Source organism: Microbacterium sp. F2E, from assembly GCF_020905435.1.
GTDB lineage: Bacteria > Actinomycetota > Actinomycetes > Actinomycetales > Microbacteriaceae > Microbacterium > Microbacterium lacticum.
Window position 1 is genome coordinate 38,527 of sequence record NZ_JAJJIB010000015.1, and the last position, 23,921, is coordinate 62,447.

General features: G+C 70.7%; 26 protein-coding genes and 1 tRNA gene. 16 read left to right on the top strand and 11 right to left on the bottom strand.

Annotated elements, in window-relative coordinates:
* Positions 1-8: 8 nt before the first annotated feature.
* Both LOK55_RS11290 and LOK55_RS11295 read right to left on the bottom strand, forming a co-directional pair.
* Positions 9-632 carry a response regulator transcription factor gene (locus LOK55_RS11290; protein WP_196323570.1) on the bottom strand — a complete coding sequence of 208 codons (624 nt, stop codon included), beginning with the start codon at positions 630-632 and terminating at the stop codon, positions 9-11.
* Positions 629-1,807, bottom strand: coding sequence for a sensor histidine kinase (locus LOK55_RS11295; protein ID WP_229935444.1), 1,179 nt, complete (start codon positions 1,805-1,807; stop codon positions 629-631). Before LOK55_RS11295 ends, LOK55_RS11290 begins: the two co-directional genes overlap by 4 nt.
* 150 nt (positions 1,808-1,957) lie before the next feature.
* Between LOK55_RS11295 and LOK55_RS11300 the strand changes: the two genes are divergently transcribed.
* Positions 1,958-3,055 carry an FtsX-like permease family protein gene (locus tag LOK55_RS11300; RefSeq protein ID WP_229935445.1) on the top strand — a complete coding sequence of 366 codons (1,098 nt, stop codon included), beginning with the start codon at positions 1,958-1,960 and terminating at the stop codon, positions 3,053-3,055.
* Positions 3,052-3,768 (top strand): ABC transporter ATP-binding protein, encoded by a 717-nt coding sequence (locus tag LOK55_RS11305; RefSeq protein WP_229935446.1) that lies wholly within the window; start codon positions 3,052-3,054, stop codon positions 3,766-3,768. The genes LOK55_RS11300 and LOK55_RS11305 overlap by 4 nt, the downstream gene beginning before the upstream one ends.
* Before the next feature lie 30 nt (positions 3,769-3,798).
* Here the strand turns inward: LOK55_RS11305 and LOK55_RS11310 are convergent, their stop codons facing one another.
* The gene (locus tag LOK55_RS11310; protein ID WP_229935447.1) at positions 3,799-4,845 is read right to left on the bottom strand and encodes a LacI family DNA-binding transcriptional regulator; all 1,047 of its coding nucleotides are present in this window, start codon (positions 4,843-4,845) and stop codon (positions 3,799-3,801) included.
* A 58-nt stretch (positions 4,846-4,903) separates the two neighbouring features.
* Between LOK55_RS11310 and LOK55_RS11315 the strand changes: the two genes are divergently transcribed.
* The 3 genes from LOK55_RS11315 to LOK55_RS11325 all read left to right on the top strand — a co-directional run bounded on the left by LOK55_RS11315 (position 4,904) and on the right by LOK55_RS11325 (position 7,776).
* Positions 4,904-6,136, top strand: coding sequence for an MFS transporter (locus tag LOK55_RS11315; RefSeq protein ID WP_229935448.1), 1,233 nt, complete (start codon positions 4,904-4,906; stop codon positions 6,134-6,136).
* A 238-nt stretch (positions 6,137-6,374) separates the two neighbouring features.
* Positions 6,375-7,067: an endonuclease NucS gene (gene nucS / locus LOK55_RS11320; RefSeq protein WP_229935449.1), complete on the top strand. Its 693-nt coding sequence runs from the start codon at positions 6,375-6,377 to the stop codon at positions 7,065-7,067.
* A gap of 34 nt (positions 7,068-7,101) precedes the next feature.
* The gene (locus tag LOK55_RS11325) at positions 7,102-7,776 is read left to right on the top strand and encodes an HAD hydrolase-like protein (protein ID WP_141379350.1); all 675 of its coding nucleotides are present in this window, start codon (positions 7,102-7,104) and stop codon (positions 7,774-7,776) included.
* Positions 7,777-7,919: 143 nt separating this feature from the next.
* Here the strand turns inward: LOK55_RS11325 and LOK55_RS11330 are convergent, their stop codons facing one another.
* A complete protein-coding gene (locus LOK55_RS11330) occupies positions 7,920-8,126 on the bottom strand; it encodes a cold-shock protein (protein WP_018173742.1) in 207 nt (68 codons plus the stop codon).
* A 385-nt stretch (positions 8,127-8,511) separates the two neighbouring features.
* Between LOK55_RS11330 and LOK55_RS11335 the strand changes: the two genes are divergently transcribed.
* A complete protein-coding gene (locus LOK55_RS11335) occupies positions 8,512-9,153 on the top strand; it encodes a GntR family transcriptional regulator (RefSeq protein ID WP_229935450.1) in 642 nt (213 codons plus the stop codon).
* A 113-nt stretch (positions 9,154-9,266) separates the two neighbouring features.
* On the opposite strand, the gene LOK55_RS11340 is transcribed toward LOK55_RS11335, so the two are convergent.
* Positions 9,267-9,353, bottom strand: a tRNA-Leu gene (locus LOK55_RS11340).
* Between the two features lie 141 nt (positions 9,354-9,494).
* On the opposite strand from LOK55_RS11340, the gene LOK55_RS11345 reads away from it, so the two are divergent.
* The 7 genes from LOK55_RS11345 (at position 9,495) to pknB (ending at position 18,355) form a co-directional block, all read left to right on the top strand.
* The gene (locus LOK55_RS11345; RefSeq protein WP_229935451.1) at positions 9,495-10,226 is read left to right on the top strand and encodes a DUF3662 and FHA domain-containing protein; all 732 of its coding nucleotides are present in this window, start codon (positions 9,495-9,497) and stop codon (positions 10,224-10,226) included.
* Positions 10,223-10,798, top strand: coding sequence for an FHA domain-containing protein (locus tag LOK55_RS11350; RefSeq protein ID WP_196323092.1), 576 nt, complete (start codon positions 10,223-10,225; stop codon positions 10,796-10,798). Before LOK55_RS11345 ends, LOK55_RS11350 begins: the two co-directional genes overlap by 4 nt.
* Before the next feature lie 12 nt (positions 10,799-10,810).
* Positions 10,811-12,049, top strand: a complete 1,239-nt coding sequence (locus LOK55_RS11355; RefSeq protein ID WP_229935452.1) for a Stp1/IreP family PP2C-type Ser/Thr phosphatase — start codon at positions 10,811-10,813, stop codon at positions 12,047-12,049.
* A 62-nt stretch (positions 12,050-12,111) separates the two neighbouring features.
* The gene (locus LOK55_RS11360; RefSeq protein ID WP_196323127.1) at positions 12,112-13,431 is read left to right on the top strand and encodes an FtsW/RodA/SpoVE family cell cycle protein; all 1,320 of its coding nucleotides are present in this window, start codon (positions 12,112-12,114) and stop codon (positions 13,429-13,431) included.
* Entirely contained in the window at positions 13,428-14,885 is a 1,458-nt protein-coding gene (locus LOK55_RS11365) for a penicillin-binding protein 2 (RefSeq protein ID WP_229935453.1), read from the top strand. Before LOK55_RS11360 ends, LOK55_RS11365 begins: the two co-directional genes overlap by 4 nt.
* Positions 14,882-16,606: a serine/threonine-protein kinase gene (locus LOK55_RS11370; RefSeq protein ID WP_229935454.1), complete on the top strand. Its 1,725-nt coding sequence runs from the start codon at positions 14,882-14,884 to the stop codon at positions 16,604-16,606. The genes LOK55_RS11365 and LOK55_RS11370 overlap by 4 nt, the downstream gene beginning before the upstream one ends.
* A gap of 45 nt (positions 16,607-16,651) precedes the next feature.
* Entirely contained in the window at positions 16,652-18,355 is a 1,704-nt protein-coding gene (pknB, locus tag LOK55_RS11375) for a Stk1 family PASTA domain-containing Ser/Thr kinase (RefSeq protein ID WP_229935455.1), read from the top strand.
* A 23-nt stretch (positions 18,356-18,378) separates the two neighbouring features.
* Here the strand turns inward: pknB and LOK55_RS11380 are convergent, their stop codons facing one another.
* From LOK55_RS11380 to LOK55_RS11390, 3 genes are read right to left on the bottom strand one after another with little or no spacing between them, the layout of a single operon-like run.
* Entirely contained in the window at positions 18,379-19,014 is a 636-nt protein-coding gene (locus LOK55_RS11380; RefSeq protein ID WP_229935456.1) for a gamma-glutamyl-gamma-aminobutyrate hydrolase family protein, read from the bottom strand.
* Positions 19,007-19,165 carry a hypothetical protein gene (locus tag LOK55_RS11385; RefSeq protein WP_170214186.1) on the bottom strand — a complete coding sequence of 53 codons (159 nt, stop codon included), beginning with the start codon at positions 19,163-19,165 and terminating at the stop codon, positions 19,007-19,009. Before LOK55_RS11385 ends, LOK55_RS11380 begins: the two co-directional genes overlap by 8 nt.
* Complete coding sequence (locus LOK55_RS11390) at positions 19,165-19,998, bottom strand: class E sortase (RefSeq protein WP_229935457.1); 834 nt, start codon at positions 19,996-19,998, stop codon at positions 19,165-19,167. Before LOK55_RS11390 ends, LOK55_RS11385 begins: the two co-directional genes overlap by 1 nt.
* A gap of 54 nt (positions 19,999-20,052) precedes the next feature.
* Between LOK55_RS11390 and LOK55_RS11395 the strand changes: the two genes are divergently transcribed.
* Entirely contained in the window at positions 20,053-20,292 is a 240-nt protein-coding gene (locus tag LOK55_RS11395; RefSeq protein WP_141379380.1) for a cell division protein CrgA, read from the top strand.
* A 101-nt stretch (positions 20,293-20,393) separates the two neighbouring features.
* On the opposite strand, the gene LOK55_RS11400 is transcribed toward LOK55_RS11395, so the two are convergent.
* Both LOK55_RS11400 and LOK55_RS11405 read right to left on the bottom strand, forming a co-directional pair.
* A complete protein-coding gene (locus LOK55_RS11400; protein ID WP_229935458.1) occupies positions 20,394-21,263 on the bottom strand; it encodes a rhomboid family intramembrane serine protease in 870 nt (289 codons plus the stop codon).
* 33 nt (positions 21,264-21,296) lie between these two features.
* Complete coding sequence (locus LOK55_RS11405; protein ID WP_229935459.1) at positions 21,297-21,854, bottom strand: peptidylprolyl isomerase; 558 nt, start codon at positions 21,852-21,854, stop codon at positions 21,297-21,299.
* Between the two features lie 90 nt (positions 21,855-21,944).
* On the opposite strand from LOK55_RS11405, the gene LOK55_RS11410 reads away from it, so the two are divergent.
* Both LOK55_RS11410 and LOK55_RS11415 read left to right on the top strand, forming a co-directional pair.
* Positions 21,945-22,520, top strand: a complete 576-nt coding sequence (locus LOK55_RS11410; RefSeq protein ID WP_229935460.1) for a DNA helicase — start codon at positions 21,945-21,947, stop codon at positions 22,518-22,520.
* Positions 22,513-22,992, top strand: coding sequence for an aminoacyl-tRNA deacylase (locus LOK55_RS11415; RefSeq protein WP_229935461.1), 480 nt, complete (start codon positions 22,513-22,515; stop codon positions 22,990-22,992). The genes LOK55_RS11410 and LOK55_RS11415 overlap by 8 nt, the downstream gene beginning before the upstream one ends.
* A gap of 36 nt (positions 22,993-23,028) precedes the next feature.
* Here the strand turns inward: LOK55_RS11415 and LOK55_RS11420 are convergent, their stop codons facing one another.
* The gene (locus LOK55_RS11420) at positions 23,029-23,451 is read right to left on the bottom strand and encodes an NUDIX hydrolase (protein ID WP_229935462.1); all 423 of its coding nucleotides are present in this window, start codon (positions 23,449-23,451) and stop codon (positions 23,029-23,031) included.
* Positions 23,452-23,921 lie beyond the last annotated feature (470 nt).

Below are 23,921 nucleotides of genomic sequence, written 5' to 3' on the forward strand. Positions count from 1 at the left end.
CGGACCCGCTACGGCCGGAGCATCCCGTGCGCCCGGGCGTGCGAGACGGCGGCCGTCCGCGAGGTCACGCCGAGCTTCGTGAACACGTGCACGAGGTGCGACTTCACGGTCGCCTCGGTGATGTGCAGCCGCGCGGCGATCGCGCTGTTGGTCGCCCCGTCGGCGACGAGCTGCAGCACCTCGAGCTCGCGCCCCGACAGGGCCGCCTGCGGGCTCCGCATCCGCGACAGCAGCCGGCCGGCGATGGCGGGGGCCAGGGCACTCTCGCCCGCAGCCGCGGCGCGCACGGCGGCGAGCAGCTCGTGCGGCGGGGCATCCTTCAGCAGGTATCCGCTCGCCCCCGCCTCGACGGCGCTGAGGATGTCGCCGTCGCTGTCATAGTTCGTCAGCACGAGCACGGGCGGGGCCAGGTCTGCGGCGCGGATGCGCGTGGTGGCGTCGGCACCGGTCGTCGCCTGCCCGAACTGCAGGTCCATCAGCACCAGGTCGGGAGTCAGCTCCGCGGCGGCCGCGACCGCCTCGTCGGGGGTCGTCGCCTCGCCGACGACGACGATGTCTTCGGCGGCTTCGAGCAGAGCGCGAAGGCCGGCACGCACGACCGGATGGTCGTCGGCGATGACAATGCGGATCATGCGGAGCCTCCGTGCAGAGTGACGGTGAGGGTCGTGCCCTGGCCGGGGGCGCTGTCGATCGCGAGCTCGCCGCCGAGCTGCTCGACCCGCTCGGCGATCGCGCGCAGACCGAACGACCCGGCGGCCGCCGCCCCGGCTCGCACCTCCGCGGGGTCGAACCCGACGCCGTCGTCGCGGACGACGAGGATGGTACCTTCAGGCGCGGCGTCGAGGACGAGCTCGATCGTGTCGGCGTGGGCGTGCTGCCCGATGTTCGCGATCGCCCCCTGCGCGATGCGCAGAAGCGCGGTCTGCTCGTCCATCCGCAGCACGGACTCATCGCCGGTGACCTCGACGCACACCGTGCGGCCCGCCTGCGCGCCCTGCGCGCCGAGCCGCTGCAGTGCCGCGGCGAGGCCACCTTCGAGGGTAGGCGGGGCGAGTTCCCGGATGAAGCGGCGCGTGTCGGCCAGTCCCTCGGCCGCCGTCTCGCGGGCGAGGCGGATGTGCTCGATGCCGGGCCGGTCGCCGTCGGCCGCCTCGGCCGCGTGCAGCAGCATCTGGATGCTCGACAGGCCCTGCGCGACGGTGTCGTGGATGTCGCGCGCGAGACGCCCCCGCTCGGCGAGCACGCCCTGCTCGCGCTCGGCTGCCGCAAGCCGGTCGCGCGTGCGAATGAGCTCACTGAGCAGCGCCTCGCGTTCGGCCGCCTCACGCGCGAGTGCGCGGTAGCCGAGGCCGATCAGCAGAGCCACCCCCGCCCCGACGAGCGGCCCGACGACCCCGCCCATCGTGAAGCCGCCGTGCAGACCCAGGGCGACCACGGCGATGAGGGTCGTGACGACGACCGCGATCGGTCCGGCGGCACCCCGCAACACGTGCAGATAGAGGAAGAACAGCGGGAAGACCAGGTACGCCGCTTCGGGCACGAGGATCAGCAGCGCGACCCAGCACACGGTCAGCGCGACGATCCACGCGGCTCCCGCCGCCGCTCGGCGGCGCGGCGCCAGAGCGGTGATGCGCGCTCCGAGCAGGTACAGCACGGCGAAGCATCCCGCGAGCGCCAGCGCCGCGCCCATCGTGCTCGGCCGGACGATGAGCACGCGCACGACGACCACCGCGAGCAGGGCCGCCGACAAGAGGTGCAGACCTGTGCGCAACCCGACGAAGACGGGGGTGAGGGTGCGGTGCGCCATGTCGGTCTCAGCGTACGTGCGGAGCCCCGCGCGCGTGATCCATCGAAAGTCGGATCGACACCGTGAACTATGCGGCGATGACCGGGCGCGACGAGATGACGAGGCTGGATGTCGGCGGCGGGAGATCCCCGATCGCAGAAGGGAGACACCGTGTTCGTCGCTTGGCGAGACCTGCGCGTCGCGCGCGGACGCTTCGTGCTGATCGGTTCCGTCGTCGCGCTCATCACTCTGCTCGTCGGCTTCCTCGCCGGCCTGACCGGTGGCCTGGCGGCGCAGAACGTGTCGGCGGTGCTCGCACTACCCGGTGATCGACTCGTGCTGCAGGCACCCGACGCGGGCACGCGGGCGTCGTTCTCGCAGTCGGCGCTCGATGACGAGACCGTGTCGGCATGGCAGCACGCCGAGGGCGTCGCCCAGGTCACTCCGATCGGGATCGTGCAGGGGCGGGCGGCGCGCGCGGATGCCTCCGACGCGGGCGGGTCCGCGACGGGCGTCGCGCTCTTCGGCATCCCGGGCGATGCGGCGCCGTCGACCGTGACCGCGCTGGCTCCCCGTGCCGACGACCACGCGGGCCTGTCGGCCGGCGCGGCGAAGGCGCTCGATGTCGCCGTCGGCGACCACATCACCGTCGCCGGCACGAGCTTCGTCGTCGACACCATCGGCGGGGATGCGTGGTACAGCCACACGCCGGTCGTCGCGCTCACCCCGGCGGCGTGGGCCGACACCGACCGCCGCCTGGGCGGCGACGGCGACGCTACCGTGCTCGCCGTGTCGGGATCGCCCGACTGGGATGCCACGGCGGCGCGCACGCACACCACCGCCGCTCCTGCTGTGCAGAGCCTCACCGCGCTGGAGACGTTCACGTCGGAGGTCGGATCGCTGGCCCTGATGATCGCGATGCTGTTCGGCGTCTCGGCGCTCGTCGTGGGCGCGTTCTTCACGGTGTGGACCATGCAGCGCGCCGGCGACATCGCCGTGCTGAAGGCGCTCGGCGCGTCGACCGGCTCGCTCGTGCGCGATGCGCTCGGCCAGGCCTTCGTCGTCCTCGTCGTCGGGATCGGTGTCGGCATCGGCGTCGTCGCGGTGCTCGGCTCTCTCGCCGGCGGCGCGCTCCCCTTCGTGCTCAGCCCCCTCACCACTGTGCTGCCCGCGACGATCATGGCCGCGCTCGGCCTCGCTGGCGCCACGGTCGCCCTCCGCACCGTCACCCATGCCGACCCCCTCACCGCGCTCGGGAGCAGCCGATGATCACCCTCGACGACGTCACCCTCACCTTCCCCGATGGCGATTCGCGCATCACCGCGGTCGATCACGTGTCGCTGAGCGTTCCGGCGGGTCGGGTCACCGGGATCACCGGCCCCTCCGGTTCGGGGAAGTCCTCGCTGCTCGCGGTGGCGGCGACCCTCATCCACCCCGACTCGGGGAGCGTGCGCATCGGCGGGATCGAAGCGGCGACACTGAGCCGCGGCGAGGCGACGGCGCTCCGACGCGAGCGCATCGGCATCGTCTTCCAGCAGTCGAACCTGCTCCCCTCGCTCACCGCGCGCGAGCAGCTGCTCGTCATGGGTGAGCTCGGCGGTTCGGCGGCCGGCCGCCGGGCCGCGATCCGCGAGCGAGCCGACGAGCTGCTCGACGCCGTGGGGCTCGCGGCGCACGCCGGCAAGCGCCCCGCGCAGTTGTCGGGCGGTCAGCGTCAGCGAGTCGCGATCGCGCGCGCTCTCGTGCACGGACCCGACGTGCTCCTCGTCGACGAGCCGACGAGCGCGCTCGATCAGGAGCGGGGCGCCGACATCATGGACCTCATCGCCCGGCTCACCCACGAGCGCGGCACGGCGACCATGCTGGTCACCCACGACCTCGTCCACCGCGAGTCGCTCGACGACCTGGTCACGGTGGTCGACGGAGCGATCACCGCACCGGCCGCGCCCCGGCACCCGACGGACGCGGTCGCCGTCGGGTGACGCGCCGGCATCGGACCGGCGAAGTCGCGCTCAGCGGGGGAGCGGTCCGGTCGTATTCCCCTCGCGGAACGTGCATGTGAAGAGCACGGATGCCGGGGCGCGGCCGTCGAGCATCGCCGCGACGGCGGCGCCCGCCGCGCGGCCCTTGTCGGTCGGCGCCTGCACGAGCGTCGTGAGCTCGTAGGGCGACAGACCGTCGACGGGCACCCCGTCGAAACCGGTCACGCTGACGTCCTCGGGGACGCGGAGGCCCGCCTCTTCGGCGGCGCGGATGACGCCCGCGGCGAGCAGGTCGCTCTGGGCGATCACGGCGGTCGGGCGGCGCTCCGGGTCGGCGAACAGCACCCGCCCCGCGAAGACGCCCTGGTCGATCGAGCTTCCCGCCGTCGCCAGCGCGGGGGCATCCGGGTAGACATCGCGCGCGCCGTCGAGCCGTTCACGGGTGACGTCGATCGTGATCTCCGCGTCGGGCTCGATCCATCCGCCCGCGACCGCCGCGCTCGAGCGCAGGGTGACGATCGCCACGTCGGTGTGGCCGAGGCCCCGCAGGTGCGCGGCGGCGGTGCGCTGCGCCTCGCGGTTGTCGAGCAGGATGCGGGGCACGTCGTCGCCCGCGTCGCCCTCGATCACGACGATCGGCAGCCCGCGCAGGTGTGCGGTCTCGAGCGAGGCGCGCAGCGGCGCATCGCAGCCGATCAGCACCGCGGCATCCACCGGCACGGTGAGCAGAGTCGGCGCGTTCTCGATCTCGGGCGATGAGCGCAGCAGCAAGAGACCGGCGCCGAACGGCGCGACCGCCTCGGCGAGGCCGTCCATCATGAGCCGTTGCACGGGGTCGAGGAACAGGTGGTTGAGGCTCGAGCCGACCACGACGCCGACGATGCCGCTGCGTCCGCGCCGGAGGGATGCCGCGCGGGGGTCGGGCCCGGTATAGCCGAGCGAGGCCGCCGCGTCGAGCACGCGCTGGCGGGTGGCATCCGAGACGGGGGTCTTTCCGCTGAACACCACGGATGCCGTCGAGGCCGAGACCGCGGCCTCGCGCGCGACGTCGGAGATGGTGGCGCGTCGGCTCGTCACCCTTGAATGGTAACCCGCCCACACGCCGGGGGTCGAATCGATTCGGTAGACTGTGTCGGTGACCGCTTCCTCCACCCTCGGCCGCCCGCAGCTGGTGCACTGGCGCACGGCGATCTTCACGCTGTTCCTCCTGTGCGGGCTCACCTTCGCCTCGTGGGCGTCGCGGCTGCCGGCGGTCAAGCAGAATCTCGGCATCGACGACTTCGAGGTCGGCGTGCTGCTGTTCGCGATGGGGGCGGGCTCGCTCATCGGCGTCATGTCGGCGAACGTCATCGTCGCGCGCTGGGGTGCGCGGCGCGGGCTCTCGGTCACCCTCGTCGGCGTCGCGATCGGCCTGTTCGTCGCCGCGCTCGGGGTCGACGCGCTGGGGTCGTACCCGGTCGCGGTCGTCGGGCTCGCCCTGATGGGGCTGTCGTTCGGAGCCACCGACGTGATGATCAACGTCGAGGCCGCCTCGGTCGAGCAGGCCTTCGGCCGCACCCTGATGCCGCTCTTCCACGCGTTCTTCAGCCTCGGCACGGTCGCCGGCGCCGGCATCGGCGTCGCGATGGCGGCGTGGGGCGTCGGGGTCACGTGGCACCTCGGCGTCGTCGCCGTCGTGTGGTTCGTGATCACGGGCGTCGCTCTGCGCTTCGTTCCGGCCTCCGAGCGGATCGCCGAGAAGGCGGTCGGCGCCGTGCCGCCGCGTCGCGAGCGGATGCACGCGGCGCTCGAGGTGTGGCGCGACCCGCGCACCTACGCGATCGGCGCGATCATCCTCGGCATGGCCTTCGCCGAGGGCAGCGCCAACGACTGGCTGACGATCGCCGTCGTCGACGGCCACGGCGAGACCGAGGCGACGGGCGCGATCTTCCTCACGGTGTTCTCGGTGTCGATGACGGTGTTCCGCGCGATCGGCGGACCGCTGGTCGACCGGATCGGCCGGGTGTGGACGCTGCGCGCCCTCTCGATCGCCGCCGGGATCGGCCTCGTGATCTTCATCCTCGCGCCGAACCTGCCGATCGCGTTCGTCGGCGTCGCCCTGTGGGGCGCCGGCGCCTCGCTCGGGTTCCCGCTCGGCATGTCGGCCGCGGCGGACGATCCCACCAAGGCCGCGGCATCCGTCTCGGCGGCGGCGACCATCGGCTACGTCGCGTTCCTCTGCGGCCCGCCCGTGCTCGGCTGGATCAGCCACCAGATCGGCATCCTCAACACCCTCTGGATCATCGTCGCCCTCATCGCGATGAGCGGCCTCACCTCCGGCGCCGCCAAGCCGATCGCCGGGTCGAAGGTCGGCACCGGCCACCACTGACCCGGAGCGGGTCGCGGCCCGGCGGCTCGCCCGCTCCCGCGCCCGCGCCCATGCCGCCCGTGCCCGCCCCCGCCCGTGCCGTTTGCAGGAGTTTCACGCCGCCGCGGTCCCCAGAACCCGGCTCGCCCGGCGTGTCGTGTGGTCTGATCCTGCAAACGGCACGCCCGGTCGCCGCGAGTCCCACCGCAACCCGCCCCCGCGCGGCAAAGCCGGGCCGGGGAACTGCGAGACTTGTCGGGTGCGTCTCATCGTTGCCCACTGCTCCGTCGACTACTCCGGGCGGCTGAACACTCACCTCCCCCTCGCGACGCGGCTCATCATGATCAAGGCCGACGGCACGGTCGCGTTCCACCGCGACATCCAGCACGCGCCGCTCAACTGGATGAGCCCGCCGTGCACGCTGACCGTCGAGCAGCCCGACGCCGAGTCGGCCTCGGCCGGCGTCATCGAGCACTGGCGCGTGACGCACGCGAAGACGGGGGATGCCCTGCTGGTGCGCATCTACGAGGTGCTGCACGACTCGGCGCACGAGCTCGGCATCGACCCGGGGCTGCAGAAGGACGGCGTCGAGGCCGATCTGCAGCGGCTGCTGGCCGAGCAGGTGGATGTCATCGATCCGCACGCGACCCTCGTCAGGAGGGAGTTCCCGACCGCGATCGGCCCCGTCGACCTGCTGCTGCGAAACCCCGACGGCGGCACGATCGCCGTCGAGGTGAAGCGGCGCGGCGACATCGACGGCGTCGAGCAGCTGACCCGCTACCTCGAGCTGCTCAACCGCGACCCGCACCTCGCGCCGGTGGCCGGCGTCTTCGCCGCGCAGGAGATCAAGCCGCAGGCGAAGGTGCTGGCCGGCGACCGTGGCATCCGGTGCGTCACCCTCGACTACGAGGGCATGAAGGGCACCGAGTCGGGTGCCCCGCGCCTGTTCTGATCCGGGCACCGCGGGGCTGGATAGGCTGGATGCCATGACGTTGCGATCGCCCTGGACCTGTGTGCTGTGGGATGTCGACGGCACGGTGGTGGATGCCTCGGAGGGAATCCTGCGCCGCCTCGCGATCGCGCTCGAGCACTTCGGCAAGCCGGCCGCGACCCGTGAGGAGCTCGTGCACTGGATCGGGCCGCCGATGTTCGAGTCGTTTCAGACGAACGTCGGCATGACCCCCGACGAGGCCTCGGAGGCGGTGGCCTACTACCGGATGATCGGCAAGGCCGACGGATACACGACCGGCGCGAAGCTGTACCCGGGCATCGGCGAGCTGATCTCCGATCTCGATGCGGCCGGCGTCGCGCAGGCGACGGCGAGCTCGAAGCCCGAGAACCAGGTGTCGGCGCTCGTCGATCACTTCGACCTCGCGCCGCATCTGCAGGCCGTGGTCGGGGCGACGCCCGACGAGAAGACGTTGGCCTCGAAGTCCGACATCGTGGCCGAGGCGCTGCGGCGGCTGCAGGCCGCCGGCGCCGACACCTCGCGCCCGGTCCTGATCGGTGATCGCCACCACGATGTCGAGGGCGGGGCGACGCAGGGCGTTCCGGTGATCTTCGTGCGCTGGGGCTTCAGCTGGCCGCACGAGAGCGAGGGTGCGGCCGCGGCCGTCGACACCCCCGAAGAGCTGCGCGCGCTGCTCCTCATCGAGGACTGAGAAGCTCGCCCCCAGGCCCGGCCCAGGCCCAGGCCCCGGCACCAGCCCCGGGCGCCGGGTACGCGAAAGGCGCCGCGGTCCGGGTGGACCACGACGCCTTCAGCGATCGTTGAGAGCTCGCGCTGGCGCGAGCCGTCACAAGATCAGAGGGGTCGGATGTTCTCCGCCTGCAGGCCCTTGGGGCCCTGGGCGATCTCGAACTCGACGCGCTGGTTTTCCTCGAGGGAGCGGTAGCCGCTCGACTCGATGGCGGAGTAGTGAGCGAAGACGTCTGCGCCGCCCTCATCGGGAGCGATGAACCCGAAGCCCTTCTCCGAGTTGAACCACTTGACGGTGCCCTGCGTTGCCATGAACTGCCTTACTGACGTGCGATGACGACGCGAGTGCGCCGACACCGACAAACCTAGCCGCGGGAGGCACTTTCCGCATCATCCTTTTGTCTAAGGTGACACAAACGTTGCAACATCCCCTCGCGTTCGACCCGCTCGCCACGCCCGGAAACCATTCGACGCCCGGGCGCATCGCGCTTGGCGCGTCGCCCGGGCGTCGACGGATCCCCCCGGATAGGTCACGCTCAGCGTGACAGGGCCCAGACTACTGATATATCGGGGCGGTCAGGAGGTCCTGTGGATGGGAATCCGCCCAGAGATCGTGCAGGAATCGCGCCATATCGCGACCGGATTGCACGGCCGGCGACACGGCGTTTCAGCTCCGGCACTCGTAAACTGTCGGGCGATGAGAGCAACGCTTGACCCGATCCGCCTGAACGGCGGCACGATCCTCAGCGACGAGGTCTACGCGCGCATCGGGGCGGCTATTCTCGACGGCACGCTTCCGGCCGGAGCGCGGCTGCGCGACGTCGAGCTCGCCGAACAGCTCGGGGTCTCCCGCACGCCGGTACGCGAGGCGCTGCAGCGCTTGGAGCGCTTCGGCCTGGTCGAGGTGGCCGTCGGCCGGTACACGCGGGTGTCGGAGCCGAGCGATCGGCTGCGCGAAGAGACCGGCGAGTTCACCGCCTACTTCATGGGCAACGCCCTGCGCATCGCGCTGCAGCGGTGCAGCGACGATCAGCTCGCCGCGATCGTCGAAGCGGCGGATGCCGTGGTCGCAGCCGCCCGGCGCGAAGACGGGCTGTCGCTGTTCGAGGCATCCACGACGATGTTCCAGCAGGTGACGCGGGGCACCGGAAACTCGGTGTTCATCGGGTTCATCCATGAGGCCGCGCTCGCGATCGAGCGGAATCTGCGGGGCTGGCAGCCGTTCAGCGGATGCCCGATCGCGCCTGCCGACGGATATCAGGAGCTGCGCACGTGCATCGCGGAGCGCGACGCCGACGGCGCCGAACGGATGCTGCGCTACCTGCACGGCCTGGCCTGAGCGCGCCCAGGCTGATCGAGCCGCGCGTCATCGGAGTGAACGCGCGGATCACGGGCGATGTTCTCGTCCTGAGCCGCGACTCGTTCATCGACGATGTCGCGACTCAGGACCTGTGGTGCGCGAGGGGGGACTTGAACCCCCACGCCCTTGCGGGCACTGGCACCTGAAGCCAGCGCGTCTACCTATTCCGCCACTCGCGCGTGTCGATGCAGGCATCGACCCAACTTCCCGAGAATATCACGTCGCCGAGGGCGCATCGAACCCGTCTCCCGGCTGTTTGGCGCGTCCACTCAGACTCTGCAACTAGCATGTACGCACCGGTCGCCAGCCTGAGGAGCCCCGTGGGACTACTTGACAGCTTCGAGAAGGGACTCGAGCGCGCTGTGAACAGCGCGTTCGCCAAGTCCTTCCGCAGCGGCATCCAACCGGTCGAGATCGCGGCGGCGCTGCGCACCGAATTGGATGCCAAGGCCGCCGTCGTCAGCCGCGACCGCATCCTCGCCCCGAACGCGTTCGAGGTGCGCATGTCGCCCGCCGACGCCGAGCGGATGCGCTCGATCGGCAGCACCCTCGACACCGAGCTGCACACCCTCGTCGAGAAGCACGCCGCTGCGCAGGGCTTCAGCTTCGCCGGGCCCGTGACGATCACCCTCTCCGCCGACGAGCAGCTGCCCACCGGCACCCTGCGCGTGCTGTCGCAGACCGCCGCCGGAACCGTCTCCTGGCGCGGCGTCGTCGAGATCGCGGGAACGAGGCATCCACTCGTCGCGAGCCGCACGGTCATCGGCCGCGGCAGCGACGCCGACATCACGATCGCCGACGCGGGAACGAGTCGCCGGCACGTCGAGATCCTGTGGGACGGCGAGCGCGCCATGGTGCGCGACCTGGGCTCCACCAACGGCACGCAGCTCGACGGGCGCAAGATCACCGAGGCCCCGCTTCCGCCCGACGGCATCATCACGATCGGCCGCACCGACATCACCTTCCGCGTCATCGCGCAGGCGAGCCCGCCGCGGCCGACGACCTCGGCCGCCGACGCCACGCGCGCGTTCGGGATCGGCGGGCTGTCGTGAGCGAACTGACCCTGCTGCTGCTGCAGGTCGGCTTCCTGATCCTGCTCTGGTTCTTCGTCTTCGCCGTCGTCTACTCGCTGCGCGCCGACCTGTTCGGCGTGAAGGTGCGAAAGCTCGCCGACCCCGCCCCAGCCGCCGCGACACCCGCCCCCGCGCCCGCCGGGGCGAGCGCCGCGACCGCCCCGGTCACCCCGCGACCCTCACGATCCGCCGACGCACCCGCGCGGAACGACACCCGCGGCGACACCCGCCCGGCCGGCCCGCAGCAGGCCACCCGCGACAGCGTCAGCCGCATCGTCATCACAAGCGGCCCGAAGGCGGGCCTCGAGCTCCCCCTCACCGGCGAGCCGCTCACGATCGGCCGCTCCAGCGAATCGGGCCTCGTCATCCGCGACGACTACACGTCCAGCCACCACGCCCGACTCCTCCTGTGGGGCGAGCAGTGGATGCTGCAGGATCTCGACTCGACCAACGGCACCTGGCACGACGGGGCGCGCGTCGCGACGCCCGTGCCCGTGCGGATCGGCGCCCCGATCAAGGTCGGCGCGACGACGTTCGAGCTGCGGAAGTAAGCGGACGCGGTCATGGTCTTCGAGGGGTCGAGCGCCGCCATCTCCCATACCGGGAAGGTGCGCTCCAACAACCAGGATTCGGGGTACGCCGGCTCGAACCTGTTCGTCGTCGCCGACGGCATGGGCGGCCACGCCGGCGGCGACGTCGCCTCGAGCATCGCCGTGCACCGGCTGAAAGACCTCGACCACCCCTTCGCCACGCCCACCGAGGCGGAGGTCGCCCTGCAGCAGGCGATCTCGGCGACGGCGACCGTGCTCATCGACACAGTCTCCGAGCGCCCCGAGCTCGCCGGCATGGGCACCACCGTCAGCGCCCTCGTCATGGTCGACGACTACGCGGTCATCGCCCACATCGGCGACTCGCGCATCTACCTGTACCGCGACGACGCGCTCACCCAGATCACGACCGACCACACCTTCGTGCAGCGCCTCGTCGACTCGGGCCGCATCACCCCGGAGGAGGCCCGCTACCACCCGCGCCGCTCGGTGCTCATGCGCGTGCTCGGCGACATGGATCCCGATCCGCAGATCGACACGTTCATCATGCCGACCCAGCCGGGCGACCGCTGGCTGCTGTGCTCCGATGGCCTGTGCGGCGTCGTCGACGACGCGCACATCTCGAAGACCCTCGGCCAGGGCCTGCCCCCCGGGCGCACCGCCGACCTGCTGCTCAAGCAGGCGCTCGACGCGGGCGCGCCCGACAACGTCACGGTCGTGATCGTCGACGTTGGCGGCAGCCACCCGATGTTCAGCGGCGCCGGCACGATCGTCGGGTCGGCCTCGAACCCCCGCGGCGTCGAGGTGCCCGCCGCCCGCCCCGGCCGCACCAGCTGGCTGCACCCCGGCCGCCAGGCCGCGAACGAGCCCACCCACTTCGAGCCGGCCGCCGAGTTCCTCGAAGAGCTCATCGAAGAAGACCGCCGCCGCGCCCGTCGCCGGCGGGTCTGGTGGATCGTCGGTCTCGCCGTGATCCTCGCGGTGCTCGCCGCGGCGACGCTCGGCGCCTACTCGTGGACCCAGTCGCGCTACTTCGTGGGCGCCGACGACGACACGGTCGTCATCTTCCGTGGCATCCAACAGGACCTCGGCCCCATCTCGCTGTCATCGCCCTATGAGGACACCGGCATCGAGCTCGTCGACCTGCCGTTCTATCAGCGCCTCGCCGTGCAGCAGACGATCTCGGCGCGCTCCCTCGCCGACGCCGAGGCGATCGTCGAGACGATGCGCCGAACGCTGGAGGATGCCCCGTGACCGCCACCGCCGGGGCGGTCACGACCGACACGACCGTCGTGAAGGCGCTGCGCAGAATCCGGATGCCGCAGACCCAGCGCAACCGCGAGCTCGGGCTGCTGCTGTTCGCGTTTCTCATCAATGGCGCGGCCGTCGCCCTCGTGCAGCTCGGGGCCACCGGACACATCGACTGGACGTTCCTCTACTACTGCGGCGGGCTCACCGTGCTCGTGCTCGGGCTGCACATCGTGCTGCGCTACCGCGCGCCGCAGGCCGATCCGTTCGTCGTACCGATCGCGACGGTGCTGTCGGGTCTCGGCCTCGCGATGATCTACCGCATCGACATCGAAGACGGCGACACCGGCTGGGCGGCGCTGTCGACCCGCCAGCTGGTGTGGCTCGTGATCGCGATCGGCGCGGCCGTCGCGATCGTGGTGCTGCTGCGCAACTACCGCGTGCTGCTGCGCTACACGTACGTATTCGGCCTGGCCGGCATCGTGCTGCTGCTGCTGCCGTTCATCCCGGGCCTCGGCACCGACGCGGGCGCGGACGTCTGGATCTCCATCGGCGGCATCTTCTCGTTCCAGCCGGGCGAGCTCGCCAAGATCTGCCTCGCGATCTTCTTCGCCGGCTACCTCGTGCGCACCCGCGAGTCGCTGACCTCGGTCGGCACCCGGTTCCTCGGCATCACGTGGCCGCGCGCCCGCGAGCTCGGGCCGCTCCTGCTGCTCTGGGCCGGCGCCATGGCGATCATCGTGCTGCAGCGCGACCTCGGCACCGGGATGCTCATCTTCGGCATGTTCGTCGCGATGCTCTACGTCGCCACCGGCAAGACGAGCTGGGTCGTGATCGGCCTCACCCTCGTCGCGATCGGCGTCGCCCTCGCGACCACCGTGCTGCCCTACGTGCAGGCGCGGTTCACGAACTGGCTGCACCCGTTCGACCCCGACACGATCAACGACTCGAGCTATCAGCTCGCCAGCGGCATCTTCGGCCTCGCCCACGGCGGCCTCATCGGCACGGGTCTCGGCCACGGCCGGCCGGGCCTCACCCCGCTCTCGCAGAGCGACTACATCTTCCCGAGCCTCGGCGAAGAGCTCGGGCTCATCGGGGTGTTCGCGATCCTCTGCCTCTACATGGTGTTCACGAGCCGCGGCATCCGCATCGGCATGGCGGGGCAGGATGACTTCGGCAAGCTGCTCGCCACAGGCCTGTCGTTCACCCTCGCGCTGCAGGTGTTCATCATGGTCGGCGGCGTGACGGGGCTCATCCCGCTCACCGGACTCACCACCCCGTTCCTCGCCGCGGGCGGCTCGTCGCTCATCGCGAACTGGATCATCGTCGCGCTGCTGCTGCGCATCTCCGACGCGGTGCGCTCCCGGCCCCGGGTGGTGATCGGATGACTCGCGAGCTCAAGCGCCTCAGCATCATCATGGTGGTGATGTTCTTCGGCCTGTTCGGTGCCACCAGCTGGATCCAGGTGGTGCAGGCGCAGACCCTCGCCGAGAACCCCGAGAACCGCCGCACGCTGTACGACTCGTTCGAGGTGCAGCGCGGCTCGATCATCGCGGGCGACGAGGTCATCGCCTCGTCGGTGCCCATCGACGACATCTACAGCTGGCAGCGGCAGTACGCGGATGCCCCGATGTGGGCCCCCGTCACCGGCTACATCAACCCGGTGCTGCAGTCGGCCACCGGCATCGAGCAGGCGATGAACCGGGAGCTGTCCGGCACGGCGAGCTCGCAGTTCCTCTCCCGCGTCGACCAGATCATCACGGGCCAGCCGCCCCGCGGCTCGAACGTGCTGCTGACTCTCGACCCCGCGCTGCAGCGCGTCGCGACCGAGGCGCTCGGGTCGTACCAGGGCGCCGTCGTCGCGATCGAGCCGTCCACCGGCCGTGTTCTCGCGATGGTGACGAGCCCGAGCTATGACACGAACACCCTCGCGGTGCACGACTCGGCGGCGGTCAACACGACCTACCACGAGCTGCTGAACGCCGCGGTCGATCCGCTCGCCAACCGCACGATCGACACGCTGAACCCGCCCGGGTCGACCTTCAAGCTCGTCGTCGCCTCCGCCGCGCTCGCGTCGGGCAAGTTCACTCCCGACTCGACGTTCGCGAACCCGTCGAGCTACGTGCTCCCGGGCACCTCGACCGCGATCCACAATTTCGACGGCAACACGTGCGGCCCGGGCGACCAGGTGTCGCTCGCGACGGCGCTCCGCCTCAGCTGCAACATCCCGATGGCCCAGCTCGCCGTCGCCCTCGGCGACGACGCGATCCGCGACGAGGCGAAGAAGTACGGCTTCAACACGCGCTTCGACATCCCGCTCGCCGTCTCCGCCTCGAACTACCCCGAGGGGTCGCTCTCCGACGACCAGACCGCGCAGACCGGCTACGGCCAGCTCGACGTGAAGGCGACGCCGCTGCAGATCGCGATGGTGTCGGCGGGCATCGCCAACCACGGCATCGTGATGAACCCGCGCATGGTCGACCGGGTCGTGGCGCCCGACCTGACCGTGCAGCAGACCTTCGAGAACACCGAGTTCGGCCGCGCGCTGAGCGAGCAGGACGCCGCCACCATGACGAGCCTCATGATCGCCAATGTCAGCAACGGCGCAGCGAGCGGTGCAAGAATAGAGGGCGTCGACGTGGCCGGGAAGACCGGCACGGCCGAGCACGGTCCCGGTGATCCGTACACCCTCTGGTTCACCGGCTTCGCTCCGGCCGACGACCCCACAGTGGCCGTCGCGGTGATGATCGAGGACGGCGGAGGGCTCGGGCAGTCCGGGACGAGCAACGGGATCGCGGCCCCCATCGCGAAGAAAGTCATAGAGGCGGTGCTGAGCAGATGAGACCGACGCAGGGTGTGAGCTTCGGCGGGCGCTACGAGCTGGTTTCGCGGATCGCGATCGGCGGCATGGGCGAGGTCTGGGAGGCGACCGACCACGTCATCGGCCGTACGGTCGCGATCAAGATCCTCAAAGACGAGTACATGGGCGACCCCGGGTTCCTCGAGCGCTTCCGCGCCGAGGCGCGTCACGCCGCGCTCGTCAACCACGAGGGCATCGCGAGCGTGTTCGACTACGGCGAGGAGAACGGCTCCGCCTTCCTCGTGATGGAGCTCGTTCCCGGTGAGGCGCTGTCGACCATCCTCGAGCGCGAGGGGTCGCTGTCGACCGACAAGACCCTCGACATCGTCGCCCAGACCGCCTCGGCCCTGCAGGCCGCGCACGCGGCGGGCCTCGTGCACCGCGACATCAAGCCCGGGAATCTCCTGATCACCCCCGACGGCCGGGTGAAGATCACCGACTTCGGCATCGCCCGCATCGCCGACCAGGTGCCGCTGACCGCGACCGGTCAGGTGATGGGCACCGTGCAGTACCTCTCGCCCGAGCAGGCGTCGGGCCACCCGGCATCCCCGGCGACCGACATCTACTCGCTCGGCATCGTCGCCTACGAGTGCCTCGCCGGAAAGCGTCCCTTCACCGGCGAGTCGCAGGTGGTGATCGCGATGGCGCAGATCAACGACGCGCCGCCGCCACTGCCGGCGACGATCGCCGAGCCGGTGCGCAACTTCGTGATGTCGATGATCGCCAAAAAGCCCGAGGACCGCCCCGCGACCGCCTCGGCGGTCGCCCGTGCGGCCACGGCGCTTCGCCGCGGCGACGTCGCCGGCGCGGTGGCGATCGTGCCCGCGATCGCCGGGTCGGGATCGGACGACGCGACGCGTCTGCTCACCTCGACGGGCGACGACGGCACGACCCGGATCATGGAGACCACGACGGTCGTCGGCCCCGCCGACGAGGTCGAGGCGCTCGCGGGCGACAAGCCGAAGAAGAAGCAGAGCCCGTGGACGTGGCCGCTGATCGCGCTAATCGTGCTTCTGCTGCTCGTGCTCGGCGGCACGCTGTTCGCCCTGTTCGCGAACCAGGGCGCGAGCCCCGCGCCGATCTCGAGCAGCGCGACCGCGGCCCCCACGCGCACGACCGCGCCGCCCTCCCCGACGCCGTCGGCCACGACGGTCGCACTCGCCGACCTCGGCTTCGTCGGCAAGACGTGCGACGAGGCGCTGCAGATCGCGAACGACCACGGGCTGACCGGCGTGACCTGCGAACGCGGCACGGCCGCCCCGTCGCCCGACCAGGTGGGCCTGATCTACCAGACCAACCCGACCGCCGGAAACGTGCGACTCGACCAGCAGATCGTGCTGACGTTCTACGACGAGCAGACGCCTATGGAGACGCCTGCCGCGCCGACCGTCACGAACGACCCGGCCGGTTCGCAGACCTTCACGGTCACGTGGGACGCGTTCTCGTGCCCCGCGGGCTCGTCGGTCACGGCGTACAACTTCACGGTGATCAACGGCACCTTCGACGCGAACCGCGGCACGACGTACCAGGCGCCGGCGAGCCCGCGGAGCCTCAAGGTCACCGCCGACCCCGGTGCGGAGCCCGGCTCGCTCATCCTCGTCAAGTACACCGCTCAGTGCGGCGACCGCGAGAGCCCCCCGTCGAACGAGGGCCAGGCGCCGATCCCCAGCCAGTCCACGTCGACGCCGACCACCGCGCCATAACGGGCGGTCGATTAGGCTGGCTGTCGAGCCGGTCCAGGGAGAGATGTGTCTGCAGAACGTCGTGTGCTGTCCGATCGCTATGAGGTCGGCGAGCTCATCGGCCGCGGCGGCATGGCGTCGGTCTACCGAGGCCGCGACCTGACGCTCGGCCGCGAGGTCGCGATCAAGATCCTCGAGAGCGATCTGGCCGCCGACGCGACGTTCCGCACCCGGTTCCGCCTCGAGGCGCAGGCCGCCTCCCGCATGTCGCACCCGACGATCGTGCGCGTCTACGACGCCGGCGAAGACGTCGAGACCGACGCCGACGGCACGACGCGCGCCGTGCCGTACATCGTCATGGAGCTCGTCTCGGGCCAGACGCTCAAGGAGATCATCGCGGCCGGTCCGGTCTCGATCGACGACGCCATCCACTACACCGACGGCATCCTCGAGGCCCTCGAGTACTCGCACCGCGCCGGCGTCGTCCACCGCGACATCAAGCCGGGCAACGTCATGGTCACCTCGGCCGGCCAGGTGAAGGTGATGGACTTCGGCATCGCCCGCGCCGTCTCCGACTCGTCGTCGACCGTCGCCGAGACGACGCAGATCCTCGGCACCGCCGCGTACTTCTCGCCCGAGCAGGCCAAGGGCGAACCGGTCGACTCGCGCGCCGACGTGTACTCCGCCGGCGTCGTGCTCTACGAGCTGCTCACCGGCCGCCCGCCGTTCCGTGGGGAGTCGCCCGTCGCGGTGGCGTACCAGCACGTCAGCGAGACGCCCGTCGCACCGTCGGAGATCGTCGACACCGTGCCGCGGTCGTTGGATGCCGTGGTGCTGCGCGCTCTCGCCAAGGATCCGTATCAGCGGTATCAGGATGCGGGCTCGTTCCGCGCCGCACTCGACGCGACCCGCGACGGGCGCACGCCGAGCCGCAAGCAGGTCGGGGCGTTGACGAGCGAGCTGTACGGCGCGAACCCGCGGCAGGCCGCCGAGACGGCGCGCTCACTGCGTCAGCTCTCGACCGACACGACCATGCGGCGCACGCAGGCCGGCCCTCCGGCCGCCTGGATCTGGGCGGGCATCGCGGTGATCGCCGTCGTGCTCATCTCGGTGCTCTTCTGGGTGCTGAACAACCGCCCCGGGACCACCGTGCCGGACAACGCGCGTGTCGTGCCCGACGTCGTCACGATGACGTGGGACCGCGCCAACGAGCTGATGTTCGAGCAGGACCTCGACACCGAGCGCTTCGACGAGAGCAACGACCAGATCGCCGAAGGCAACGTCATCCGCACCGACCCCGCGGCCGGCACGACGGTCGCACCGGGCCAGCTCGTGAAGGTGTACGTGTCGACCGGCCAGAAGATGAGCACCGTGCCCACCCTCGCCGGGCTCAGCACCGATGCGGCCACGACCGCGCTGACGAGCGCCGGTCTCACGCTCGGCGCGGTCACGACCCGCAACGATCCCGACCTCACCGCCGGCACTGTCATCTCGGCCGATCCGGCGGAGGGCTCGGAGATCGCGGTCGGCAGCGCGGTGAACCTCGTCGTCGCGAGCGGAAAGGTGACGCTCGTCGACGTCGTCGGCTACACCGCCGAGGCCGCGCAGCGTGCCCTCTCCGCCGACACGCTGAAGCTCGTTCCGACGATCGTGGAAGATCCCGGATGCCCCGCGAACCCGGGCGCTCCGACGGTCGCCGCTCAGTCGCTCGCGCCCGGCGATGTGCCGATCCACTCCACCGTTGAGCTGAAGGTCTGCACCGGCCGCTGACCCGCGCAGACGACGCGCCCGCGCTACGGGCGCCGGTGCGGTGACAGCGCCGCGCCGCGCGCGGCCGCACCGGGGCATCCGACCCGCTCGAGCCAGTTGCCGAGCAGCCGGTACCCGCCCTCGGTCAGCACCGCCTCGGGGTGGAACTGCACGCCCGCAAGCGGCAGCGTGCGGTGCGCGAGCGCCATGACGACGCCCGAGGCCGTCGCCGCGGTCGCGACGAGTGGCGTACCGCGCAGAGAGGCGGGTTCGACGGCGAGCGAGTGGTAGCGCGTCGCGGTGAAGGGGGAGGGCAGCCCCGCGAACAGGTCGTCGCCGTCGCGGCGCACCTCGCTCGTGAGTCCGTGCATGAGCTCGGGAGCCTCCGACACCCGCGCGCCGAAGGCGACGGCGAGCGCCTGGTGGCCGAGGCACACACCGAGCAGGGGTGTGCCTCGCCGCGCCGCCGCACGGACGATGTCGATCGACGCGCCCGCGCGCTCCGGCGTGCCCGGCCCGGGGGAGACGAGCACGCCCGCGAAGCCCGCGATGGCGGCGTCGGCGTCATCGACGGCATCCGCCTCGATCATCACCGTCTCGGCGCCGAGTTCGTGCAGGTATCCCACGAGGGTGTGCACGAAGCTGTCGTGGTTGTCGACGACGACGACCCGCTCAGCCACCGACGGTGGACTCCTGCGGGGTGACGAACTGCGAGATCCACGGGAAGACGTACCAGAACAGCCCGTACAGGATCGCGGCGACGAGGATCAGCAGGATCAGCACGCGCACCCACGCGGGGCCGGGCAGAACGCGCCAGAGTGCGGCGTACATCAGGCGGAGGCTCCTTGCGTCGGCGCCGCGAGCGAGGCGGGGGGTCCGGATGCCGCGGGGGTGAAGTCCTCGAACACGGCGTAGGCGATGATCCGTTCGAGCATGTTGAGCTTGGGGGCGCAGCTGGTGAGGGTCAGGTAGCGTCCGTTCGCCGCGACGCCGACCTGCTGCGGCACGGGCAGCAGCACCTCGACCTGGGTGTCCTGCACGTACTCCAGGGTGCGGAACCGGTAGGTGTACCAGCCGTCCGGGGTCTGGATGACGATCGCGTCGCCGATGACGAGCTTGTCGATCGGGTCGAAGGGGGCGCCCGAGGTCCATCGGTGCGCAGCGTAGACGGTGTTGCCCACCCCGCCGGGCATGGCGGTGTCGTTGTAGTGGCCGATCTCGCCCTGGTCGAGGATGTCGGTGCGCGAGGTGCCCGACGCGATCGTGAACTGCCACTCCGGGCCGAATCGCGGCACGAACATCACCCCGAACTTCGTGCCGTGCTCCTGCTGATCCTGCACCGGGATGACCGGGTCGGCCGGCGCCGTCGGGGAGTCGCTCGGGGCGGGGGTGGGGGAGTCGGATGCCTCGGGTGTCGCCGGTGCCGGGCTCGGGGTCATCCAGCTCTGCGAGAGGGCACTGGCCTCCTTGTGCTTCTCGGCGCCGATGATCCAGTCGCCGATCCACATCTGCCAACTGACATAGAGCAGCGCGACGACGCCGGCTGTGATGAGCACTTCGCCGAGCACGCCGAGGATCGAGACCCGGCGCCGCGGTGCCGCGGCCGCGGCGGAACTCCCGGCTTCGCGGTGCACGCGTCGCGTGCGCGGCTGAGTGTCCCCCATAGTCGGATTCTCGCACAGCACGGCTGGGGCGCGGCTGGCAGGTAGAATCACCGCATGGCACGTTCTGGCAACGACGACGAGCAGCTCATCGGGCGCAGCGAGGGTGAAGCGACCCCCAACCCGGTGTGGTTCAAGCCCATCATGCTGGGGCTGATGATCCTGGGGCTGCTCTGGGTCATCGTCTTCTACCTCAGCGGCCAGGCTCTGCCCATCCCCGGCATCGGCGGCTGGAACCTCGTGATCGGCTTCGGCATCGCGTTCATCGGGTTCTTGATGACCACCCGCTGGCGCTGATCTTTGTCCACAGCCCTCTCCCGAGGGTGTGAATTACACTGGTGTGATTCATCCCCATCTGTGGAGAGAGGTGTGGATAACTCGCGCTCTCCCCAGCCGTCCTAGCGGTAGACAAGGAGCGGAACGCCGAGCAGGGCGAGGAGCCCGACGGCCACCGCGATGAGCAGCCAGATCTGGGTGCGGCGCTGACGCACCGCCCGCGTGCGGGCGAAGATGAACCCGATGAGCGCGCCGACGAGGCCGCCGCCGATGTGCGCCTGCCAGGCGATGTTCGACCCCGGCAGGAACGTGATCACGAGGTTCAGACCGAGGATCACCGCGATGGCGGTGACGTTCGCGCCCAGGTGCCGCCCGATGACGAACATCGCGCCGAGCAGTCCCCACACCGCCCCCGATGCGCCGGCGACGACCGCCGTCGGCGCCAGCAGTGCGGTGAGCACCGAGCCGCCGAGCGCGCTCAGCAGGTACAGCGCGAGGAAGCGCCAGCTGCCGAGGAGCGGCTCGAGGCTGCGACCGAGCGCCCACAGCGCCAGCATGTTCAGCGCGACATGCCAGATGCCCTGGTGCACGAGCGTCACCGTCACGAGCCGCCACGGCTGCGTGTACGTCAGCGGCAGGTAGAACACCAGCATGCTGCGCAGCGCATCGCCGAACCCCGGGATCATCCCCAGCAGGTAGAAGAAGATGGTGACGCCCATGATCGTGTAGGTCACGACCGGCGTGCCGCTGGAGACGCGCGCGGATGCCCCGCCGCGCGACGACCCGCGCCGACGAGGCATCCGCGTCACCGTCGCCTGCTGCTGCTTCTGCTGCTCGGCCAGGCACTCCGGACAGATCACGCCGACCGGCATCTGCGTCTGGCACTCGGGGCAGATGGTGCGCAGGCACCGCTGGCAGAGCACGAAGCTCTGCCGGTCGGGATGCCGGTAGCAGAAGTTGTCCGGATTGGCCTGGAACGAGGTGTCGGTCACGGGTCGGGTCGGTCTGTCAGCCTGTCGAGGGCGTCAGACCTGCGCGATGTCGATCGAGCTGATGACGACGGGCTCGACCGGACGGTCACCGGCGCCGGTGCGGACGGCCGCGATCTCGTCGACGACGGCCTTGGAGGAGTCGTCGGCGACGGCGCCGAAGATGGTGTGCTTGCCCTGCAGCCACGGGGTCGGGTCGGTGGTGATGAAGAACTGCGAGCCGTTCGTGCCCTCGGCCTTGCCGGTGATGGCGTTGCGGCGCAGGCCCGCGTTGGCCATCGCGAGGATGTAGGGGTCGTTGAAGTTCAGCTCGGGGCTGATCTCGTCGTCGAAGTTGTAGCCGGGGCCGCCGACGCCCTGACCGAGCGGGTCGCCGCCCTGGATCATGAAGTTCGGGATGATGCGGTGGAAGATGACGTCGGAGTAGAGCGGGCCCTCGCCGGGCTTGCCGGTGGCCGGGTCGGTCCACGCCTGCGAGCCGTCGGCGAGGCCGACGAAGTTCGCCACGGTGCGCGGTGCCTGGTCTCCGAAGAGGTTGACGACGATGTCGCCGTGGTTCGTGTGGATGGTCGCTACGGCGGTGTGGATCGTCATGCTCATCATTCTCCCACCTGTCAAGGCCTTCCGTGCCCCGTAGGGTCTGGCAAGATGGGGACAAACGACCCGGATATCAGGGAGGGCCCCGTGAGCCTCAGCCGCAAGCGCAAGAAGGAACTCCGCAAGCTTCAGGACCAGGCGACCACGCTGTGGGAGTCGCAGCAGGTGCTGCTCGGCCAGGCCGGCAACGTCGCCCGTGAGGCCAGCCGCCAGTTGGGCAACTACAAGCGCGAACAGGTGGTGCCGACGGTGCAGCACACGTACGAGAAGTACGCGGCGCCGTATGTCGACCAGTCGGTGCAGACCTCGAAGAAGGTCTACAACGACAAGATCGTGCCCGCGGTCGGCGCCGTCATCGGCTCCGCGCTGTCGGTGTGGGATGCCGCGAAAGAGAAGCGCGACGACCTCGCGGCCGGTCGGGGGTTCACGCCCCTGAACGTCGGCAAGTACCAGAAGAAGGCCGAGAAGTACGGCAAGCAGGCCTCGAAGCACCTCGCGGTGAGCACGGCTCCCGCGCGCAGGGGCATCGGCGCCGGTGGCGTGATCGCCATCCTTCTGGGTGTCGCCGCCGCGGCGGGCGTGCTGTACGCCGCCTGGCAGACCCTGCGTGCCGACGACGAGCTGTGGGTGGCCGACGACCCGCTGCGCGCCCCGGATGCCTGATCCGCTCGATCGCGTTCGCACCGCCGCGGCCGCCCGTGGGCTCGACATCGAGCTGCGCGAGCGGCCGCAGGCGTCGAGCCTGGCGGAGGCCGCGTCGCTTCTGGGCCTGCAGCCCGAAGACATCGTGAAGACGCTCGTCGTCAAGCGCGCGGACGACACGTATCTGTTCGCGCTGATCCCCGGCGACCTGGCGATCTCGTGGCCGAAGCTGCGGGCGCTCGTCGGTGTGAACAAGTTGCGCCTGCCGGAGCCCGAGCTGGCGCTCGCGGCGACCGGCTACGAGCGGGGCACGATCACGCCGATCGGCAGCTCGACCGACTGGCCGGTCTACGCCGACGCGTCGATCGTCGGTCGCCGCATCGCGATGGGTGCCGGGGCGCACGGCTACAGCCTGTTCGTCGACGCCGACGAGCTGATCGCCGCCTACGACGCGACAGTCGCCGACATCTCGCAGCTGGCCGCGGCGCGCTGAGCGGGGCCGCTCGCTGAGCGGGTCGCGGGCCGGGCCTCAGAGCCCGGCCATCTCGATCCCGATGTCGACGAGCTGCACGTGCTGCACCGCCGGCAGCTCGCCGAGCGCGAACCAGTCGGCCTCGTCGGTCGAGCCGCCGACCTCGTTGCGCAGCCGTCCGCCGGTGACGTGGGCGCGGTAGACGATGCGCAGCGTGTGCAGCGGGGCATCCACGTCGGGAGTGATGCGCTGGCGCACCGGAATCACGCGAGAATGGATGCCGAGCAGCTCGTCGATCTCGACGCGGAAGCCGGTCTCTTCGCGCACCTCGCGCCGCACGGCGTCGGCCGGGTCTTCCCCGTCCTCGAGTCCGCCGCCGGGGAGGGTCCAGGCGGCGCGGCGCCCCTCGCGCCAGTGGGCGAGCAGGATGCCCCGCTCTTCATCGAAGACGACGGCGTAGGCCGCGACACGCAGGTCCATCCGGTCAGCCTAACGGGCAGGCATCCACCGGCCGTGTGTACGAAGCTGAGGAGATGGCGGATGCTGAGGATGAATTCACGAGGTTCCGTCCTCAGGAACCTGCACCCTCCTCAGAATCCGGCGCCCGCACCGGCGTGAGAGAGGCGAGGAAAGGCAGAATATCGAGGAACTGTGGACGCAATGGAGCACTACGGGAACAGGCGACCACGGGTCGAGCGGCTGGTTTCCACGTGGAATCAAGGCATCTGCGGGGATGCCGACCCCGACGGCGAGGCCGACGACCCGCTGATCGGGGCGTCGGCGGAACCAAAGAAACGACCTCGAACACGGCTCACGGCCGAGGAAGTGGACGCTATGCGAACAGCCCGCGCGCAGGTGTTTAGCCGGGGCTTCGGGTAGCGCGGTTGTAGTGATCCGGTAGCACGGGCGCGGCGATCGGATAGCGGCCCGCGCCCGCGCGACCGGTTCAG

What these genes read in the sequence shown, in the direction of transcription:
- LOK55_RS11290 (WP_196323570.1), bottom strand. Translation starts at nt 632, where the DNA reads ATGATCCGCATTGTCATCGCCGACGACCATCCGGTCGTGCGTGCCGGC.
- LOK55_RS11295 (WP_229935444.1), bottom strand. Translation starts at nt 1,807, where the DNA reads ATGGCGCACCGCACCCTCACCCCCGTCTTCGTCGGGTTGCGCACAGGT.
- LOK55_RS11305 (WP_229935446.1), top strand. Translation starts at nt 3,052, where the DNA reads ATGATCACCCTCGACGACGTCACCCTCACCTTCCCCGATGGCGATTCG.
- LOK55_RS11325 (WP_141379350.1), top strand. Translation starts at nt 7,102, where the DNA reads ATGACGTTGCGATCGCCCTGGACCTGTGTGCTGTGGGATGTCGACGGC.
- LOK55_RS11330 (WP_018173742.1), bottom strand. Translation starts at nt 8,126, where the DNA reads ATGGCAACGCAGGGCACCGTCAAGTGGTTCAACTCGGAGAAGGGCTTC.
- LOK55_RS11335 (WP_229935450.1), top strand. Translation starts at nt 8,512, where the DNA reads ATGAGAGCAACGCTTGACCCGATCCGCCTGAACGGCGGCACGATCCTC.
- LOK55_RS11355 (WP_229935452.1), top strand. Translation starts at nt 10,811, where the DNA reads ATGGTCTTCGAGGGGTCGAGCGCCGCCATCTCCCATACCGGGAAGGTG.
- LOK55_RS11360 (WP_196323127.1), top strand. Translation starts at nt 12,112, where the DNA reads ATGCCGCAGACCCAGCGCAACCGCGAGCTCGGGCTGCTGCTGTTCGCG.
- LOK55_RS11365 (WP_229935453.1), top strand. Translation starts at nt 13,428, where the DNA reads ATGACTCGCGAGCTCAAGCGCCTCAGCATCATCATGGTGGTGATGTTC.
- LOK55_RS11370 (WP_229935454.1), top strand. Translation starts at nt 14,882, where the DNA reads ATGAGACCGACGCAGGGTGTGAGCTTCGGCGGGCGCTACGAGCTGGTT.
- LOK55_RS11385 (WP_170214186.1), bottom strand. Translation starts at nt 19,165, where the DNA reads ATGTACGCCGCACTCTGGCGCGTTCTGCCCGGCCCCGCGTGGGTGCGC.
- LOK55_RS11390 (WP_229935457.1), bottom strand. Translation starts at nt 19,998, where the DNA reads ATGGGGGACACTCAGCCGCGCACGCGACGCGTGCACCGCGAAGCCGGG.
- LOK55_RS11395 (WP_141379380.1), top strand. Translation starts at nt 20,053, where the DNA reads ATGGCACGTTCTGGCAACGACGACGAGCAGCTCATCGGGCGCAGCGAG.
- LOK55_RS11405 (WP_229935459.1), bottom strand. Translation starts at nt 21,854, where the DNA reads ATGACGATCCACACCGCCGTAGCGACCATCCACACGAACCACGGCGAC.
- LOK55_RS11415 (WP_229935461.1), top strand. Translation starts at nt 22,513, where the DNA reads ATGCCTGATCCGCTCGATCGCGTTCGCACCGCCGCGGCCGCCCGTGGG.
- LOK55_RS11420 (WP_229935462.1), bottom strand. Translation starts at nt 23,451, where the DNA reads ATGGACCTGCGTGTCGCGGCCTACGCCGTCGTCTTCGATGAAGAGCGG.